12 protein-coding genes are annotated in these 17,913 nt (G+C 60.4%); 11 read left to right on the top strand and 1 reads right to left on the bottom strand.

Features of this window, described 5'->3' with window-relative positions; translation table 11 throughout:
• Positions 1 to 5: 5 nt before the first annotated feature.
• Positions 6 to 1,220 carry an aldose 1-epimerase family protein gene (locus tag PSJE_RS18810; protein WP_090452124.1) on the bottom strand — a complete coding sequence of 405 codons (1,215 nt, stop codon included), beginning with the start codon at positions 1,218 to 1,220 and terminating at the stop codon, positions 6 to 8.
• Positions 1,221 to 1,487: 267 nt separating this feature from the next.
• Between PSJE_RS18810 and PSJE_RS18815 the strand changes: the two genes are divergently transcribed.
• From PSJE_RS18815 to PSJE_RS18865, 11 genes are read left to right on the top strand one after another with little or no spacing between them, the layout of a single operon-like run.
• Entirely contained in the window at positions 1,488 to 2,855 is a 1,368-nt protein-coding gene (locus tag PSJE_RS18815; RefSeq protein WP_057712772.1) for an SrfA family protein, read from the top strand.
• Between the two features lie 17 nt (positions 2,856 to 2,872).
• Positions 2,873 to 5,938, top strand: a complete 3,066-nt coding sequence (locus tag PSJE_RS18820; RefSeq protein WP_057712771.1) for a virulence factor SrfB — start codon at positions 2,873 to 2,875, stop codon at positions 5,936 to 5,938.
• The gene (locus PSJE_RS18825) at positions 5,935 to 8,646 is read left to right on the top strand and encodes a putative virulence factor (RefSeq protein WP_090452126.1); all 2,712 of its coding nucleotides are present in this window, start codon (positions 5,935 to 5,937) and stop codon (positions 8,644 to 8,646) included. The genes PSJE_RS18820 and PSJE_RS18825 overlap by 4 nt, the downstream gene beginning before the upstream one ends.
• A 3-nt stretch (positions 8,647 to 8,649) precedes the next feature.
• Positions 8,650 to 9,672 carry a hypothetical protein gene (locus PSJE_RS18830; protein ID WP_090452128.1) on the top strand — a complete coding sequence of 341 codons (1,023 nt, stop codon included), beginning with the start codon at positions 8,650 to 8,652 and terminating at the stop codon, positions 9,670 to 9,672.
• Positions 9,673 to 9,683: 11 nt separating this feature from the next.
• Positions 9,684 to 11,663 (top strand): vWA domain-containing protein, encoded by a 1,980-nt coding sequence (locus PSJE_RS18835; protein ID WP_057716539.1) that lies wholly within the window; start codon positions 9,684 to 9,686, stop codon positions 11,661 to 11,663.
• A gap of 10 nt (positions 11,664 to 11,673) precedes the next feature.
• The gene (locus PSJE_RS18840; protein ID WP_090452130.1) at positions 11,674 to 12,375 is read left to right on the top strand and encodes an ABC transporter ATP-binding protein; all 702 of its coding nucleotides are present in this window, start codon (positions 11,674 to 11,676) and stop codon (positions 12,373 to 12,375) included.
• Positions 12,359 to 13,582 (top strand): ABC transporter permease, encoded by a 1,224-nt coding sequence (locus PSJE_RS18845; protein ID WP_090452132.1) that lies wholly within the window; start codon positions 12,359 to 12,361, stop codon positions 13,580 to 13,582. Before PSJE_RS18840 ends, PSJE_RS18845 begins: the two co-directional genes overlap by 17 nt.
• Positions 13,572 to 15,116, top strand: a complete 1,545-nt coding sequence (locus PSJE_RS18850) for an SUMF1/EgtB/PvdO family nonheme iron enzyme (RefSeq protein ID WP_090452134.1) — start codon at positions 13,572 to 13,574, stop codon at positions 15,114 to 15,116. The genes PSJE_RS18845 and PSJE_RS18850 overlap by 11 nt, the downstream gene beginning before the upstream one ends.
• Positions 15,117 to 15,150: 34 nt before the next feature.
• Positions 15,151 to 15,888 carry a hypothetical protein gene (locus PSJE_RS18855; protein ID WP_090452136.1) on the top strand — a complete coding sequence of 246 codons (738 nt, stop codon included), beginning with the start codon at positions 15,151 to 15,153 and terminating at the stop codon, positions 15,886 to 15,888.
• Between the two features lie 4 nt (positions 15,889 to 15,892).
• Positions 15,893 to 16,399, top strand: a complete 507-nt coding sequence (locus PSJE_RS18860) for a hypothetical protein (protein WP_090452137.1) — start codon at positions 15,893 to 15,895, stop codon at positions 16,397 to 16,399.
• Between the two features lie 56 nt (positions 16,400 to 16,455).
• Complete coding sequence (locus tag PSJE_RS18865; protein WP_090452139.1) at positions 16,456 to 17,907, top strand: VWA domain-containing protein; 1,452 nt, start codon at positions 16,456 to 16,458, stop codon at positions 17,905 to 17,907.
• The last annotated feature ends 6 nt before the right edge of the window (positions 17,908 to 17,913 follow it).

The raw sequence follows: 17,913 nt of genomic DNA on the forward strand, positions 1-17,913 counted from the left end.
CAGCATCACCCCTTGTTGAGGTCAACCAACGGCGTCTGCCGCACCTCAGTCTCCCGCCCACCCTGAATTTCGCTCACCTGCTTCAAGGCCTTATCCACAGCCGCCTTATCCGCCAACAAGCTGTAGTTGATGCGGAACTGCTTGTGTTCCTTCGGGCCAATCGTCGGCACCAGGTTCAATGGGCGCTGATACCGGCGGTTGTAGGAAAAACTCGTCCCCGGTTCCAGCCCCGTGACATAGCCCTGCCCCTGGGTATCGGTGTTTTTCCACAGGGAGAACACGGGCAGTGTTTGAGTATTGAAGCCGACCGAAACCCCCAGGCTGCCGGCCTTGTTATGTAACACGGTCAACGTATCGCCCTTGGCATCGGCATACGGCACCACGTTGTAAACCGTCTCGTCGTAGTCCTTGGTCGGTGCACGGTAGGTTTGCCAGTCCGGCAGATCGCCTTTGGCTTTGTCGTTGAACGGTGAGACCTGTTTCACCGGCGCGGCGAAGCGGGCGCCCTGTTCCAGGAACGGCGTGCTGAAGTTGCTGTGATACAGCGCCTGGTATTCCTTCGGATAGTCACCGTTGTTGGTCAGGGTGTCGTTGAGGGCGAACGTTACGCTGCCGGGTTCGGTGACCAATTCGGTCGCTACGGAGAAGTCGACTTTCTTGAACGCCTGCTCTTTCAGCTCGCCACGCAGGCTGATGGCGTATGGCGGTTTTTCATCGATGTGCAGGGTGACTTTGTTGGCCGGAATGTTGGCGGCGCGGCCGTGCAGGGTCAGCAGTTCACCATTGTCCATGCCGGGATGGCCGACCCATTCGTAGCCGCAGCGGGTGACCAGCTCATTGAAACCTTCCAGCCAGCCCAAGCCACCGCGGCCATTGAGTTCGATGAAGGACGGGTTGACCACTTCCTTGACCGGCGAATCCCAGCCCATGCGCACATTGCCGACCGAGGCCTGCAAGACGTTCATGCCGCGAGTCGGCACCACCGAGAGTTTCATCGTGCCGTTATCGATGTCGACGATGCTGACGCCCTCCTGCCGACCGCCGTGCAAGGTGCGCAGGGTCACGGAGAAGGGTTTGTCGGTTTTCACCCCGAGTTGCTGGCTGGTGATCTGCCAGCTCTGGGCGGCTTTGTCGGTGTCGAGCAGGACGTAATCCCAGGCCATGGCGTGGGAGGCAGCGGACAGCGCGCTGAGGGCAACGAAGAGTTTGAGCGGGGACATGGGGAAAGCCTTTCTTGGAGTTGTGCATTTTTTATAGCGCTGATGAAACGATTCAGCAAGCATAAAAAAGCTTACGCCCGAGCCTTCCCAAGCTAATTAAATTTGACCTTATGCAACCTCCGCACGCTTACGTTAGTCTCATAAGGTTTGAACCTCCGGCAGATTGACGGCGATATCATTATGACACTAATGTCGCCCGCTAAATGCAGGAGCAAGTACAGACACATTTGTCTGTCATTTTTGCGCAACGGATCGTATGGAGTTTGAATGCGCGGGGCACTATTACGCAGCGGTAAGAGCGGGTCATTCACTGCCCTCGGCGAAACAGGTCAACCGGTCTACCGAGCAGCCCTGCAATTGCGCGAAGCCATTCGCCGCAAGAACCCCGAGTTGGTCGATCATCTGGCCATCCCTCAAAGCGATGAACTCGGGAACCAGATCGATTGGTACAGCGCTCTCGACGGCGATGTGATTCCGTGGAGCAGCGCGACCGAAGAAGAACGTGCCCCTGCCCGCCGCCAGCTTGAAGCGCTGAAGACCGCGCTCGAAGAATTGAGCCAGCGTTTCCTGAGTACGGACTCCGCCGAACAGCCGCAAGGCGACAAAGCCGTGTTCGGTAAGCTGCTCAAGCGCGTGATTCATTTCCCGGACGAAAACTTCGTCTACCTGGTGCAAGGCAAACCGGTGCTGACTTTCTGGGGTTTCGAGCATGCCGGCACCGGCAATGGCGATCCCCTGCACTGCCTCTATCAGGTACCACCCGCGTTCACGCTGCCACCCGAGGTCGAAGCGCCTGTTGTTCCGCCCGTTGTGCCGGTGGTTGCTCGTCCGTGGTGGCGTCGTTGGTGGTGGCTGTTGCTGCTGCCGCTCCTGCTGCTGCTTTTGTGGCTGTTGCTCGGCCTGCGAGGGTGCGTACCGATTCCGTTGGTGGCGGTAGATTTGCTGCCTGACGGCGTTGTGCCAGTAGAAAAACAACTGGAAGAGCCGCCACTGACCGGAAATGTCACGACACTCAACAACGTTCCGGTGACAGGCACCGTTATAGGCTCGACCACTGGAACCGGCACCGCCGTGACTGGAACGCATGGTGTGGAAACGCCGGCCGTCGAGGGTAACGAGGCTGACATGGCACCCGCCGACTTGACCAAAGACCCGGCCATAGACCCGGCAGCTGAAAACAAAACTGAGCCACCAGAAAACAAAACCGCGCCGCCGGATGTCACATCGCCCGAGGCAGAAAAACCCGCCGCTGCCAAACCCGGCCCGCCCCTGAGCATCCCGCCAGACGCCGCCGACGGTGCCGCCAAGTTTCTCGATGGACAGTACAGCGCAGGCGCCGGGATTCAGGATCGCCGAACCGGCAAACCGCTACGTCTGGAGTACCAACTCAAGGACGGTAAGGGCCAAGTCACCGTACATCAGGCCGACGGCTCGAAATGCAGCGGGCCGGTGAGCGCTACTATGAAGGGTGGCAGCCTGGCCATCGACAGCCAGGGCCAGGCCGTTTGCGGCGATGGCAGCACTTACGACATGCCCAAGGTCAGCTGCCGCCCAGGGGCGACCACGATCGCAGACTGCACCGGTGGTTACGGAAAAGAACAATTCCCCATGTCCATGCGGCAAGTGGCCGAATAAAAACGGAATAACCCGACATGTTGCCTGAAGTCACTCAATTCGAAGACACCGTCACACTGGTCAGCGACACCGGCATCCAGTTCATGGATTTCGCCCTGCGCCTGGATCCCCGCAAGGAACCGGCGGGCGAGTTCGCACCGATGATCAGCGGGCTGATCTGCCGCCTGGCGTACAACGAAGAGAAAGACTTCTTTTTCTACGAACCCGAACCGGAAAAGGTCGAAAAAGCCAAACCTGCGTTCAGCGTCGACATGAAAAGCAGCCTCGATTTGCTCGACGGTATTTGGCTGCCGATCCCGTTTTTCCGCTTCATGCCGCCGCATCGCTTCGACGAAGGTCCGACCAACTGGTCGCGCATGCGTTTGGTGAAATTGGCAACTCCTGACATCGACGGTAATACCCACCGCCTGACGATGGCGTTCGACAGCCGTGTGATGCCCAAACGTGATGGCACTGCCTATCTGGCGCCGAACGATGAAGACATCAGCTCCGGCGTGTCTTTCAAACTGGCGACCAAGGCTAGCGAAACCCGCTGGTTCCTGGCGCAGCCGTGGGTCAACGAGTGGTTGCTGGAAGTGTTCAATGAGGGCAATGCCCACCGTTCGCGCGCAGAGCTGGACATCGATATTCGCGCTAACCATCACCTGGCGCACTACCTCAACTTGCTCAGCCTGTTGAGCAAACCGTCAGCCGCCCAGGAGTCGAAGGCCCGGGCGAAAGTTGAAATCCCCGAGCTGAAAGTGGTCGCCAACGACAGCAATGGCCTGGTCAAACCCATACCGGTGGACCTGGTGCTGGACGTCGGCAACTCGCGCACCTGCGGCATCCTGATCGAAAACCACGGTCAGGCCGGCTCCGGCCTGAAGCAGAATTATGTGCTGGAACTGCGTGACCTGATCACCCCGGAACACACCTATAACCTGCCGTTTGAAAGCCGCGTGGAGTTCTCCCAGGCGTACTTCGGCAAGGACCACTGCTCGGTCAAGAGCGGTCGCCACGATGCGTTCCAATGGGCGACGATTGCCCGTGTCGGCAATGAGGCCAGTCGTCTGGCCAGTCGTCGTCGCGGCACCGAAGGCTCCACTGGCCTGTCCAGCCCGAAACGCTATCTGTGGGACGAAAACGCCTATGGCCACGGCTGGCGTTTCAACTGCTCGTATATAAAGACCGACAATGAGCCGTACGCCACCGCCGCGCCGTTCTCGCACCTGATCAACGAAACCGGCGAGGCGCTTTACAGCCTCGAAGAAGACGATCGTCTGCCGGTGTTCATGCCGCGTTACTCACGCAGCTCGCTAATGACCTTCATGCTCGCCGAAGTACTGGCCCAGGCGCTGTCGCAAATCAACAGCCCGGCCCAGCGTTCGCGCCAGGGTCACACCCGCGTGCCGCGCCAGCTCAACAGCATTACCCTGACTGTGCCACCGGGCATGCCACAGGCCGAGCGCAGCATCCTCAACGAACGCATGCTGCAAGCCATCGGCCTGGTGTGGAAAAGCCTCGGCTGGCATGCCGGCGAGGAAGATCCACATCAGGATCAGGCCGTCAGCCCGCGCACGCCGATCCCGAGTATCCGCGTGGAATGGGACGAAGCGTCCTGCGGCCAGTTGGTGTACCTGTACACTGAGGTCAACGAGAACTTCGCCGGTCACCCGGAAGAGTTTTTTGACACCATCGCCCGGCCGGACAAGGTCGACCGCCAACGCATCACCCTCGCGACCATCGACATCGGCGGTGGCACCACCGACCTGGTGATCACCGACTATCGCCTCGACCGTGCGGGCAATACCGGCAGCGGCAGCAACGTGCACATCGTGCCGGAACAGCGTTTTCGCGATGGCTTCAAAGTGGCCGGCGACGACATCCTGCTGGACGTGATCCAGGACTTCATCCTGCCGAGTTTCGAAAAAGCCTTGCAGAACGCCGGCGTAAAGGCCCCGAACTCACTGATGTCACGGCTGTGTGGCGATGAATCGGTCAGCGCCCAGGACATGATCTTGCGTCAACAATTGAACCTCCAGGTGTTCGCCCCGCTGGGCCTGGCGCTGCTCAAGGCGTATGAGCATTACGATCCGCAGGTCCCGCAAGAAGTCATCCCGCAAAGCTACCGCCAATTGCTCGGTGACAATGCCATCAGCCAGACCGTGCTCGACTACGTCAATGTCGCCGTGCGTCGCGATGTCGGCGCTCAGAGCGGTTTCGACCTGTATGACGCGCCGATCAGCTTCGACCTGCAAAAGCTCCATGCCGCGTTTCTCAACGACCAGATCAACATCACCAAGATCCTTGGTGCGCTGTGTGAAGTGGTCGCGCATTACCCCTGTGATGTCTTGCTGCTGACCGGCCGCCCTTCGCGCCTGCCCGGCATCCAGGCGTTCATTCGCAAACTGTTGCCGCTGCCACCGGGGCGTATTCTGGCGCTGCAAAACTACCGCACCGGCGGCTGGTATCCGTTTCACAAGAACGGCCGGATCGACGACCCGAAAAGCACCGCCTCGGTCGGCGCCATGCTCTGCCTGTTGTGCGCCAACCACAGCGTGCCGAACTTCTACTTCCGGGCATCGGCGCTCAAGCCGTATTCAACGGTCAAGCACATCGGCGTCATCGATCTGAACAACGTGATCAAGGATGCCGACGTGCTGTACCGCAACATCCAGTCCGAAGACTACAAAATCAAGCTACCGGAAATTGGCGTTGGCGACGCCGCCGACACGCCGCAGCTGGAAATGCGCGGCGACCTGCGCCTCGGTTTCCGCCAGTTGGCCGCTGACCGCTGGGCCGCTTCGCCGTTGTATACCTTGCGGTTCACCAAGGCGGGTCGGGAGAAGTTTTCCCGGGCAACCGGTGAAAACGGCAGCGCCCCGCTGCTCAAGGTGCGGTTCGAGGTCAAACCGGCGGACAAATACACGCGCAAGCAGGATCTGGTCAGCGACCGCCTCTCAGTTCGCGACATCGAATCCAACAGTAACAACGTCAACTTCAACCCGCGCAGCGACCTCGAGCTGGAACTCAACACCATGCTCGACGCCGGCCTGAGCGAGACCAAGTACTGGCTCGACAGTGGAAGTGTGAAACGCAAATGAAAGACCTGACCCCCGATCAAACTCAGCTCTCTGCCAGTTGGGCCGCTGTTTATGAAGGCGCCGGTCAGGCGCTGGACTGGATTGACCAGACGCGCGGCAATGCGCCGCGCCTGGACAGCGAAGCCGACAACCTGAACATCCGCCTGCACCGCGCCCGCAACCTGGCTCAAAGCCTCGGTCGCGTGGCCTGCACGCCGATGACCATTGGCTTTTTCGGCTTGTCCCAGGCCGGCAAGTCCTACCTGATTTCGGCACTCGCCGCCGGTCAGAACGGTAAGCTGGAAACCGAGTTCGGCGATCATCGCCTGGACTTCATCAAGCACATCAACCCGGTGGGTGGTGGCAAGGAAGCCACCGGCCTGGTAACGCGCTTCAGCCGTCGGGCGACGGAAAGTCAGGACAAGGACTTCCCGGTAGAACTTACGTTGTTCAAGGAAATCGAGCTGGCGAAGATTCTCGCCAACGCCTGGTTCAAGGATTTCGACCTTGAGCGGATTTCCTACGAGATCGACGAGGAGCGCATCCAGCGCGTGCTCAAACCGTTCGAAGGTCGCGAAACCGGGCCGCTGCAAACGGGCGTCAACGCCGACGATCTAGTGTCGCTGTGGGATTACCTGCGCGACAATTTTCGCAACTCGGTGAAGAAGCTTGAGCACCTGTTCTGGCCCAAAGCGTTGCAGCTGGCGCCACGCCTGAATTTCCAGGAACGGGCCGAGCTGTTTTCGATCCTCTGGGGTGAGCAAAGCGAGTTGACACGCGTGTACCAGAAACTGGCCGGCGCGCTGCACAAGCTGGGGCTGCCCGAGACCGTGTTCGCACCGTTGAAGGCCTTGGTGAGTTTCGACAACGACACCTACAGCCAGCGCGACAGCATCATGAACGTCGACATCCTCGAACGCTTCGGCAGCCCGCTGGACTTACCGATCGATGTTCGACCGCTGGTTGGCGATCGCCTGCAAAACAGTCAGGCGATTGCGGTCGCGCAACTGGCGGCACTGACCGCCGAAATGACCTTCCGCCTGATCGAAGCGCCGGTGGATGACATCGTCAATCAGGTCGACCTGCTGGATTTCCCCGGTTATCGCGGGCGCCAGAAACTGCACGAGATCGCCGATTCCAACGACCCGCAATCCAGTACCAAGGACAACTCCGTTTCCCAGCTGATCCTACGCGGCAAGGTCGCCTACCTGTTCGAACGCTACACCGACAACCAGGAAATGAACGCACTGGTGGTCTGCACCAGTTCGACCAAGCAGAGCGACGTCAACGACGTGGGTCCGGTGCTGACCCGCTGGATCGAAAAAACCCAGGGCGCCGACTCGGCTGCTCGCAGCAAGCGCGATACCGGCCTGATCTGGGCGCTGACCATGCTCGACCTGCGCATTACCAACTCCCTGAGCCTGACACCCGATCAGTACGACGAGAGCTGGAACGGCATGGTCAAGCTGACCATGCTGGAGCGTTTCGGTAGCCTGAGCTGGATGCACGACTGGGCCGGTACACCGTTCCAGAACACCTACCTGGTGCGCAAGCCGCGTATGGATGCGGCGTTCATCGGGCAAGACGCAACCGGTGCGGAAACCGGCCTCAATGCCATTTATCAGGAACGTGTCAGCGCGCTGGGCACCAGCTTCGCCAGCAACGCTCTGGTGTGCAAACACATCAAGAATCCGGTCAACGCCTGGACAGAAATGCTGCGCAACGATGACGGTGGCATCAGCCACTTCAGCGGCAGTTTCAAAGGCGTGGCCAATATCGAATTTAAATTGCAGCGTATCCGCGAGCAATTGAGCGAATGCCTCGAAGGCCTGACCACTCACGGCCTGAGCACCTGGTACCACGCTGACGACGACGGCGCCGCAGCCGCCAAGAAAGCCAAAGCGCAAATGATTCTGACGAGCTTGGGCCGTCGCCCGGCGGTACTTGGCGAATTGATCGATCAACTCGACATACCGAGCGAAGAGGTGCGCGACCTGTACCTCAGCGGCGTGTACGAAACCGATGACGAGCCGGCCGTGAACGACGAGCCGGTCACCCCGACACCGAGCCAGAGCCTCTACGGCAATGACACCGGTTTCAATTTCGATTTCAGTGACGACCCGGGCCACGACGCGCCAGTCAGCAGCAAAACCGGCACCCCGGCGCCCGAACCGCAAAGCAACGAGCACCGTTTCGCCAAAGCAGCGTTCAAGGCCTGGATCGCGCACTTGCGTGAACTGACCACCCGGCAAAGCCTGCTCAACCTGCTGGGGCTGGAAAAGGCCTTGCTGGAAGCGGTGGTCGATGAACTGATCACCGCCGGCTATCGCCAGGATTTGCCGGGGCAACTGAGCCGCGCCGTCCTCAAGCGCGCACAAAGTGGCGCGCGGCGCGATCAACTGGTTGAGCGCCAGGTGCTGGAAGTGCAGCGCGTGCTGCGCGATTTCGTGTCCTGGTTCGGCTACCTCCAGAAACCGGTGAGCGAGCGTCCGAACAGCCGCGCCGGTGCCAAGGAGCCCTTGTTTTCTTTCTACACCGACATTGGCCCTGGACAAGTGCCTGTACTGCCGGCGCAACCGGCGAATCAGGCGCAACGGTATCTAGGCGACTGGCTTTCGGGCCTGGCCTACATCACGCAGGACAATGCTGGCCATGGTGCTGGACGTGAAATCACCCCTGAACAGAACGAACGGCTGGGCCAAGTGCTCACAGCCTTCGCAGCGAGATAAGCAATGCCAATTCGTGTCGACCTGCTCGCGTTAGAGCCCAATGTGCCTGGCCAGGCCCGCCTCACTGTGAAGAAATGGCAGGGTGACGAGGAACAGCTGGAGTTTTCCATTCAGCGCAACCAGGACGGTTTTTACCTTCAGGACCACAAGGCCTGGAGCAACAATCCATTCTGGTTCAAGGTCTCGCGTTTCAACCTCGCGGCCAACGGCGAAGCTTTGGAAACCCAGGTCGGACCGGACGTGGTTGACCCACTGCTGGAAGGCGGCGCCAACTCGCAATTCCAGATCGAACTGCGTGAACAGAGCCAAGGCCACGCCGACAAAGGCGTGGTTCGGCCAGGCGTCGGCTTGCTGCCGTCCACGGCCGGCGGCCAGACACGCTCGACTTACGGCGGTGCCGAACTGACGGCGCCGAGCGCACCGGCACCGGAGATCCCGGAGATCCCGGATTTGCCTGAACTGACCCTGTCCACCGCCGAGCCAGAAGTGGAGTTGGAATCGGTACTCACCGAGCGCGCCTATACGCCGCCTCCCGCACCGGTGAAGAAACGCAACAAAGGTCTGATCGGCCTGTTGATTGTGGTGTTGTTGCTGGCGGCGGGCGCCGGATTCTGGTTCTACAAACGCACCCCAGCGCCTGCGGTTGCAGCCACTGCCAGCGCACCTGCCGGCGCCAATGCTCAAGCCTGCACCCTCGACAGTATGAACAGCCTGCCCGAGTTGACCTTCGTCCAGACCTGCATCAAGGCGGCACCCGACAGTGCCAGGTTGTTGGAGATCATCGACCAGGCCAAGGCCAGTAAACACTGCGGCGTCGCCCAGCGCCTGTACGCCAACCGTGCCCAGGCTGGTGACGTGCTGATCGCCAACGCCTATGCCCGTGAATACGACCCTAAATACCTGAAGGCCAGCGAGTGCTTCCCGGCTGCGGACAACGCCACCGCCGCCTACTGGTATGAAACCATCCTCACCCAGGACCCGAACAATGCAGAAGCCAAGCAGCGTTTCGAGGAGTTGCAGAAGTGATGCGTTCACCCATGAGTCGACTCCTGCTGAGCGGTGCCGCCTTGCTCGCGCTGTGCATCAGCCCGCTGTCCCAGGCCGATGACAAACCGCTGATCCAGGCCGGTAAAAAGACCCTGTTCCAACGCGTGCTGACCACACCGGGCTGCAAAATCAGCTCGACGGCGGGCGGTGCCGAAGGTGAAGCACAACCGGTCTTCAGCCGCTTCTATGTGTACGAACGTGCGCAAGCGAACAATGCCGAATGGCTGAAAGTCGGTCCCGACAGTTATGGCAAAACCATTGGCTGGCTGCCTGCCAGCTGCACCACCGACTGGAAGATGCAGCTGACGCTGGCCTTCACTAACCCGGCCAACCGCGACCGGCTGCTGTTCTTCAAGGACCGCGCCACCGTCGAAGGCATCCTCGATGCACCGGACCCGGTCAGCAAAGTCGCGCCGCTGCGGGCCACGCTGAAAAAGGGCCTGCAAGCACCGGGCGTACTGGCTGAAGAACCTGAATACTTCGTCGACCTGCAAAAGCAGTTCTACCTGCTGCCGGTGCTCAGTGGCGAAGAAGTCATGACCGAAAGCGGTTTCCGCACGCGCCTGCTCAATGTGGCCTCCGTCAGCAAGCCGGATGACAAGAACGCCAAGGGCGGGGCTGCAAACAGCCCTGCCGGCAGCAAGGAAGCCGAAGAGAAAAAGGCCAACCAGCTGAAGGAATTCAGCGCGGCTGTGGTATTTGTCATCGACTCGACGATCTCGATGGACCCCTATATCGACCGCACCCGCGAGGCGATCCGCAAGGTTTACCAGAAGATCGAAGCGCAGAACCTCGGCAAGCAGGTCAAGTTCGGCCTGGTGGCTTTCCGCTCCAACACCCAGGCAGTACCGGGGCTGGAATACACCACCAAGATGTACGCCGACCCTACCAAGGTGAAAGACAGCGCCGACTTTTTCGCCAGGATCAAAGACCTCAAACAGGCTAACGTGTCGAGCAGCAGCTTCGATGAAGACTCGTTTGCCGGGGTCATGGAGAGCATCGACAAGGTCGACTGGAGCCAGTTCGGCGCACGCTACGTGGTGCTGATCACCGATGCGGGCGCCATCGAAGGCGACGACAAGCTGTCGAAGACCGGCTTGAGCGCTGCACAGGTACGTATCGAAGCCGCCAACCCGGGTGTGGCGATTTACACGCTGCACCTGAAAACCCCGGCCGGTGCCAAGGACCATGCCAAGGCCGAGGCGCAATACCGGAATCTGTCGACCTACCCGGGTACCAACACTTCGCTGTACTACCCGGTAAACGCAGGCGATGTGCAAGAATTCGGGCGCAAGGTCGACACACTGGCCGCAGCGATCACTACACAAGTCAAAGCCGCCTACATGGGCGAAGACGCCATCGGCAGCGCGGCGAACGCCAAGCAGGACCCGGCCGAGAAAAAAATGCTCGAAGACGCGGCGCTGATCGGCCACGCCATGCAACTCGCCTATCTCGGCGAGAGGACCAACAGCAAGGCCCCGCCAGTGTTCAAGGCATGGATCACCGACCGCGACCTGATCAAGCAGAACATTCCGACCACCGACGTGCGGGTGCTGTTGACCAAGTCACAGCTCAGCGACTTGAGCGACGTGATGAAGCAGATTCTCGATGCCGCCAACGAGGGCCTGATTTCGCCAACGGACATGTTCAATCGCCTGCGCTCGGTGGCGGCGACCATGGGCGCCGATCCCAATCAGCTCAAACAGAACAGCAATGCCAAACTGGCGGACATGGGCGTGCTCGGTGAATACCTTGAAGACCTGCCTTATCAGAGTGAAGTGCTGAACCTGGATGAAGAGACCTGGAAGAGCTGGGATGGTCTGGCACAAGAAAAATTCATCCGCACGCTGAACACCAAACTGCGGCATTACCAGCGTTACAACGCCGATGTCGACCGTTGGGTAGCCTTAGCCAAAGACAGCGATGCGCGGGACAACGTCTACCCCGTCCCGCTGGAAATGATGCCCTGACGAGACGCCGATGCTCGAAATCAAGAACATGCTGGTGCGCCGTGGAGAAGGCGCACAGGCTCATCACGTGCGACTGCCGCACCTGCGGATCGGCGCCGGAGAAATCCTCGCCGTCACAGGTGAGAGCGGCAGCGGCAAAAGCACGTTGCTCGAAGCCATCGGTCTGTTGCTCGCACCGGTAGAACTCGAGCGCTTCCGGCTGGGCCCGACGCACGCTCAGGATATCGCCCAACTGCTGGCCACTGACGATCAGCCTGCGCTTGCAGCGGTGCGTTCACGGCACTTGGGATTCATTTTGCAGAGCGGCGGCTTGCTGCCGTTCCTGAGCGTGAGAGACAACATCAGCCTGCCGCGCCGTTTGCTCGGGATGCAGGCGAAGAGCGATCACATCGACCACGCCGTTGACGTATTGCGCCTGCAAGGCTTGTTGGACAAACAACCCCAGGCCTTGTCGATTGGCGAGCGCCAGCGCGTCGCCTGCGTTCGGGCAATTGCCCATGAACCGCTGCTGCTGTTGGCCGACGAGCCGACCGCCGCGCTCGACCCTCACAGTGCCCGGCGATTGTTTGAGTTACTCCTGAGCCTGGTGTCGAGCATGGGCCTGAGTGCGCTCGTTGTATCCCATGACTGGGCCCTGCTGAAGGATTTCGGGTTGCCGCGACTCGGTGCTATCAACCATCTGGGAGAGACTCTGTTTGAACCGATGGACTGATCGCTTGCGCCTGCTGGGCTCACTGGCACTGCAAGACCTCTGGCACGACCGCAAGGTCTCGCTGTGTATCGCCGCTTCCCTGGTGGCGGTGATCGCGCCGTTGTTGTTGCTGTTCGGGCTCAAACACGGGGTGGTCAGCCAGCTGCAGGACGAACTGCTGCGCGACCCGCGCAACCTTGAAGTGAAGATGCTCAGCAACGGTAACTACGACGCAGCCTGGATCGAGCGTTTGCGCCTGCGCCCCGAGACCGGCTTTGCCCTCGGCCAGACCCGCTCGCTCAATACCCAGGCGGACCTGCTGATCGGCATGCAACGCTTTGTCGAAGGCGCGGAAATCATCGCCACCGAGCCCGGCGACCCACAGCTGAATCTGGCGTCCCTCAACCCCGTCGGCAATCAGGTGATCCTCAGCGCCAGCGCAGCGCAACGCTTGCAGGCCAAGGCCGGCGACAGCGTGCAGCTACGGGCCTTGCGCCGCCTGGAAGGTGTCAATGAACGCGGCGAGATGACGCTGACGGTACTGGCCGTGCTCGACGGTGCCCGCTTCGGTCGCGCGGCCGGGTTCGTCGCCCCGCCGCTGTTACTGGATCTGGAGCGCTTTCGCGACGGTTATCAGGTCAGTGAGTTCGGCGTTACTACCGGCAAGCCTCAGGGGAATCTACAACCGCTGTATGCCCGCGCCCGCGTGTATGCGCGCGACATCGACCAGGTCGCGCCGCTGGAACACTGGCTCAACGAACAACACATCGAAACGTCGAGCCGACTGGCCGACATCGACAACGTCAAAGCCATCAACCATGTGCTGGGGTTGATCTTCGGTGTGATCGCCATGGCGGCACTGATCGGCTGCGTGGCGTCCATGGTTGGCGCGTTCCTGGCCAACATAGACCGTAAACGCAAAAGCCTGGCGGTCCTGCGCCTGCTGGGCTTCAAGCGCAGGTCCGTCGGCGGTTTCGTGGTCCTGCAAGCGCTGGTGCTGAGTTTGGCCGGCTACGTGGGCGGGCTGGGCTTTTATACCGTGGGCAGTCATTTGTTCGACTCCCTGCTCGGCAGCAGCCAGGCCACCGGTACCTTCGTTTGCCACATCACGGTCTGGCACGGCGTTGCCGCCCTGCTCCTGACCTTTCTGGTCGCTGCCCTGGTGGCCATGATCGGCGCGCTGAGAGCCATCAACATCCAACCTGCGGAGAGTCTGCGTGAGCTATAAACGTTTTGGCTTGCTGTTACCCCTGAGCCTCGGCTACTTGCTCGACGCCTCGGCGGCGGGCTGGGAAGAGAAGTATTACAACCCGATGCCCGAGGCTGGCGACGTCGTGCTGCCGATGCCCTGCGAAGGTTCGATGGTGTTTCGCAAAGTGTTCATTCCGGTCGCAGGTCCCTTGGATGACTACCCGATCAACATCGGTCAGGACGGCGCGGAATACGGCTATGTCGAGCAGACCCGCCCGACCTTTATCGCCGGCAGTTTTACCGGGGCCAGGAACGACAAGTCCCGCTACTACCTGATGGCCAAGTACGAGATGAGTCAGTTGCAATACGCCGCGCTGACCGAAGCGACCTGCCCCACCGCTGCCACCAAAATGCGCTTGCCGCAAACGGCGGTGAGCTGGGTGCAAGCCATCGACGCCGCCGACAAGTACAACCTGTGGCTGCGCAAAAACGCCGCCGGCAAGCTGCCAAAGGAAGACGGCGCCCTGGGATTCCTGCGCCTGCCGACCGAGGTCGAGTGGGAGTTCGCCGCGCGCGGCGGGCTGGAAGTCGGTGCCGCTGAATTCCGCGACACGCACTACCCGATGCCAGAAGGCATCAACGCCTACGAGTGGTTCGCCGGGGCGCAATCGTCCAACGGCAAAGTGCAATTGACCGGCCTGCAAAAGCCCAACCCGCTGGGCCTGCATGACATGCTCGGTAACGTCGACGAAATGATGTTCGAGCCGTTTCGCCTGAACAAACTCGACCGCCAGCACGGTCAGGCCGGCGGCTATGTCATCCGTGGCGGCAACTACCTGACCGCACAGGCCGACCTGCGTACGGCATTGCGTAAGGAAGAGCCGTATTACAACGCCGAAGGCCAGGTGAAAAACAAGACCACCGGCCTGCGACTGGTGCTGGTCTCCCCGACCCTAACCTCTCGCGAACGGGTCGCCAGCATCGAAAGCAGCTGGAAGAAACTCGGCACCGGCAGCAAGGAAACCGAATCCGCCGACAAAGGCACCGTACAATCGCTGAACAGCCTCGCCTCGGGTGTCGAAGACAAAGCGCTCAAGGAAAAGCTCCAGGCCCTGGAGAACCAGCTGCGCGCCAGCAACCAGCAGCAGGAAGAAACCCGCGACCAGGCGATCCGCGCCAGCCTCAACCTGGGTGCGTTCCTGTGCACCAAGATGCTCGACGACGGCCAGTACGTCGACTTCCTGCAAAAGAACTACAAGCTCAACTGCGAAAGCGCAGACAAAGATGCCAGTTGCGACATGCGTAAAGGCAAGCTCAACGAGCAAAAGGATCGCCTGCACAAACTCAGCCGCTACTACGCCAGCAGCCTGGTGGAATCGGCTACCTTGTACGGCCAGCCACTGCTTGAATCGCAAGTCCCGGTGATGGAAGAAATCATCACCCGCAACAAACAGCTGCAAGACCTCAAACCTTACTTGCGCACCCACTGGGCCAATCAGAAGGCGTTCCTGCAAAAGCAGAAAATCGACACTGAAGCCTGGCTGACCAGCTGCAAAACCGTCACTCAATAACAAAGCGTCAACACCGTTACGTAGGAGTTTCACCATGTCGCGCAGCCTTTGGACTCGCTTCAAGCTACAGATCGCTTTCGTAGTCGCCGGCAGCCTGCTAATGAGCGGTTGCGCCAACACCGGCAGCTCCATGTTGGGCGAAGGCGAAGGCGACGGTGCCGACCCGCGCCTGACCCAGGGCAATGACGCAGAGTTCTTCAGCAAGTCCGGTTACCAGGCCTGCGCCGTCGGCGCCGGTGTCGGCATCCTCGCTTGCGCGCTGTCCAACAGCAGCAACAAAACCGTGTGCGTCATCGCCGCCGGTATTACCGCGTGTGGCGTGGCCATGGGCGCGAACTATTACCTAGATCAACGTCGCGCCCAATACGCCGACACCACCACCCGCTTGGCGAAGATGAACAGCGACGTCGAACAAGACACGCAGAACGTGATCGCCCGGACTGCGACCGCTCAGCAAGTGATCAATGATGACAATGCGCAAATTGCCCAGATCAAAAAGGACATCGCCAACAAGAAAGTCGACAAGAGCAGGGCTCAGGCGCAAATCGCCGGGATCGACTCGGACATCGCACGCCTGCGCAAAGACCTTACCAACATGCGTACCAAGGTCACCGAGTACAGAAAAGTGGCAGACGCCGAGCGTTCGCAAGGCACCAGCGCCGAGATCCGACAGGTGGACATGAACATTCAGAGAATGAACCAGAAAGTCGTCAGCCTGCAGAAGGAAGTCGACGCTCTGTACAGCCAACGCTCCGCAATCACCCTGGGTTAAGCACATGACGCTACGACAACTAATGGTCATCACTGCCGTCCTGGCCCTGAGCGGTTGCGCGACCCAGCCCGGCGAATGCGATGCAACCAATCGCGACAGCAGCCTGCTAACCAAGATGAACTGTGACTACTCCGGTGGTTACAGCGATCAGGTCAAGCAGAAGGAACTGGCCCTGAGCGAGTCCCGACAGCAAAACGCAATGTTCCGTCAGGTGTACGAGAACATTCAGGCCCAGCAGCTCAGCACCAAGACCGATCTGGCCAGCCAGCAGAAATCCCAGGCGGCGCTGAATCAGTCGCTGGCGCAACTGCTGACCTCGCTCAAGGCTCGGCGTGGCAATGAGGCCCAGGTGCAGAAGCAGATTGCCGACCTCGAGAAGCAGCTCAAGGCTTCGCAAGCGGTGCCAACGGCCAAATCAACACCCGCGACACTGGCGGCCAAGCAGCAAGAGCTGAAAACGTTGCAGAAGAAGGTCAATCAGCTGCAATTCAGCCTCGGCTACGAAGAGTAACTTTTCACCCCGCAAGCGTCCCGATGGATGCCTGCACTTTTTCAGGAATCGTCGTCATGCAGCGGGTCATCAGGGATGCGCAAGCCACATCGGAGGGGATGAGTGCGCTGCAAGCCAAAGTCGCCCTCATCCAGAAACACTTTCCGCCGACCGTCGCCAGTCTGTTTGCTATCCCGCGGATGGGCAGCGGCGACGTGCTGGAATGGTGGACCGAACTGGGTGGCCAACCCACGCCTTATGCCGATCTCAACGAGGACGCGCAACGACGTTTGCTGGAGACCTATGAAGTGCGTCAGACGTCCCTCGGACAGCTGGCGGATGAACTGCAAAAACGCGGTCAACCGACGGAAGCGAATGACCTGCGCAGCCTGCTCGGTACGCCTGAGCTGGACAAACTCTACAGCCTCAACGGTGAGCCTTTGGTGGTGCGGTGGAACCAGCGTCCGCCCAAACCGATCGTGCCGCCAGTGGTGCCCGTCCTACCGCCGTCGCGTCGTGGCTGGTGGATCGCGGCAGCCTTGCTCGCGCTGCTGTTGCTGCTTCTGGCGCTCTGGCTCTGGTGGTTCCTGCACCGTGAGCCGGTTGTCGTGGTTCCGCCTGTAGTGCCGGTGGCTCCGGTAGTGACGCCGGTTGAGAAACCGGTTGAGCCTGTCCCCGAACCTGTCGTGGAACCAGAACCCACGCCAGAACCGGTACCGGAACCCAAGCCGGTCCCGCCACCAAAACCGGCACCGGCACCGGCACCGGCACCGGAACCCAAGCCGACCCCGCCACCCAAACCGGTTCCACCACCAAAACCGGTAGTGGCTGCCCCGCCACCCGCCCCGACGCTGGACAACTTCGCATGCCGCAAAACAGCGCCGAAGTCAGAGGTCCCGCAGTTCGTGGTGGTGCTCGACACCTCGGGTTCGATGGATTTGAACATCAAGTCAGTGAAATCCGACGAGGACTGGTTCTTCGGTCCTGACATCAACAAGCTCCTGGACCCGAACCGCACCATGCGGCTTACCGCCAAACCCAGCCGCATGGACGTCGCCAAGGACTCGCTGGCCGGCATGATCAACGGGCTGGACCCGAAGATCGACACACGCCTGATCACCTTCGCCGGCTGCGAAAGAACACCGGACCAGGGTTTGTTCAAGTTCGGCGACCGCCCGCGGCTGATCAACGGGATTCGAGGCCTGGTTCCCGACGACGGCACACCGCTGGCCGACAGCCTGGCCCACGCGGCGAGTACCGTCGACGGGCGCAATAACGATGCGGTGATCGTGATGTTCGTCGACGGTGAAGACGGTTGCGGGCAGGACGTTTGCGCGGTATCCCGTCGAATCGCCAGGGAACAACCGCGCCTGCGGGTCAATGTGGTGAAAATCGGTGCTGGCGGCCCGTCACGCTGTATCGCTGAAAACACCGGAGGTCGGGTTTACAACAGCACCAATGCGGCTGAGTTGGGTAACCTGTTGAAACAGGCGAGCAAGGAAGTGTCCAGCAATGCCAAGTGCGATTAGCTTGGG

It is taken from the genome of Pseudomonas jessenii (assembly GCF_002236115.1).
Classification (GTDB): domain Bacteria; phylum Pseudomonadota; class Gammaproteobacteria; order Pseudomonadales; family Pseudomonadaceae; genus Aquipseudomonas; species Aquipseudomonas jessenii.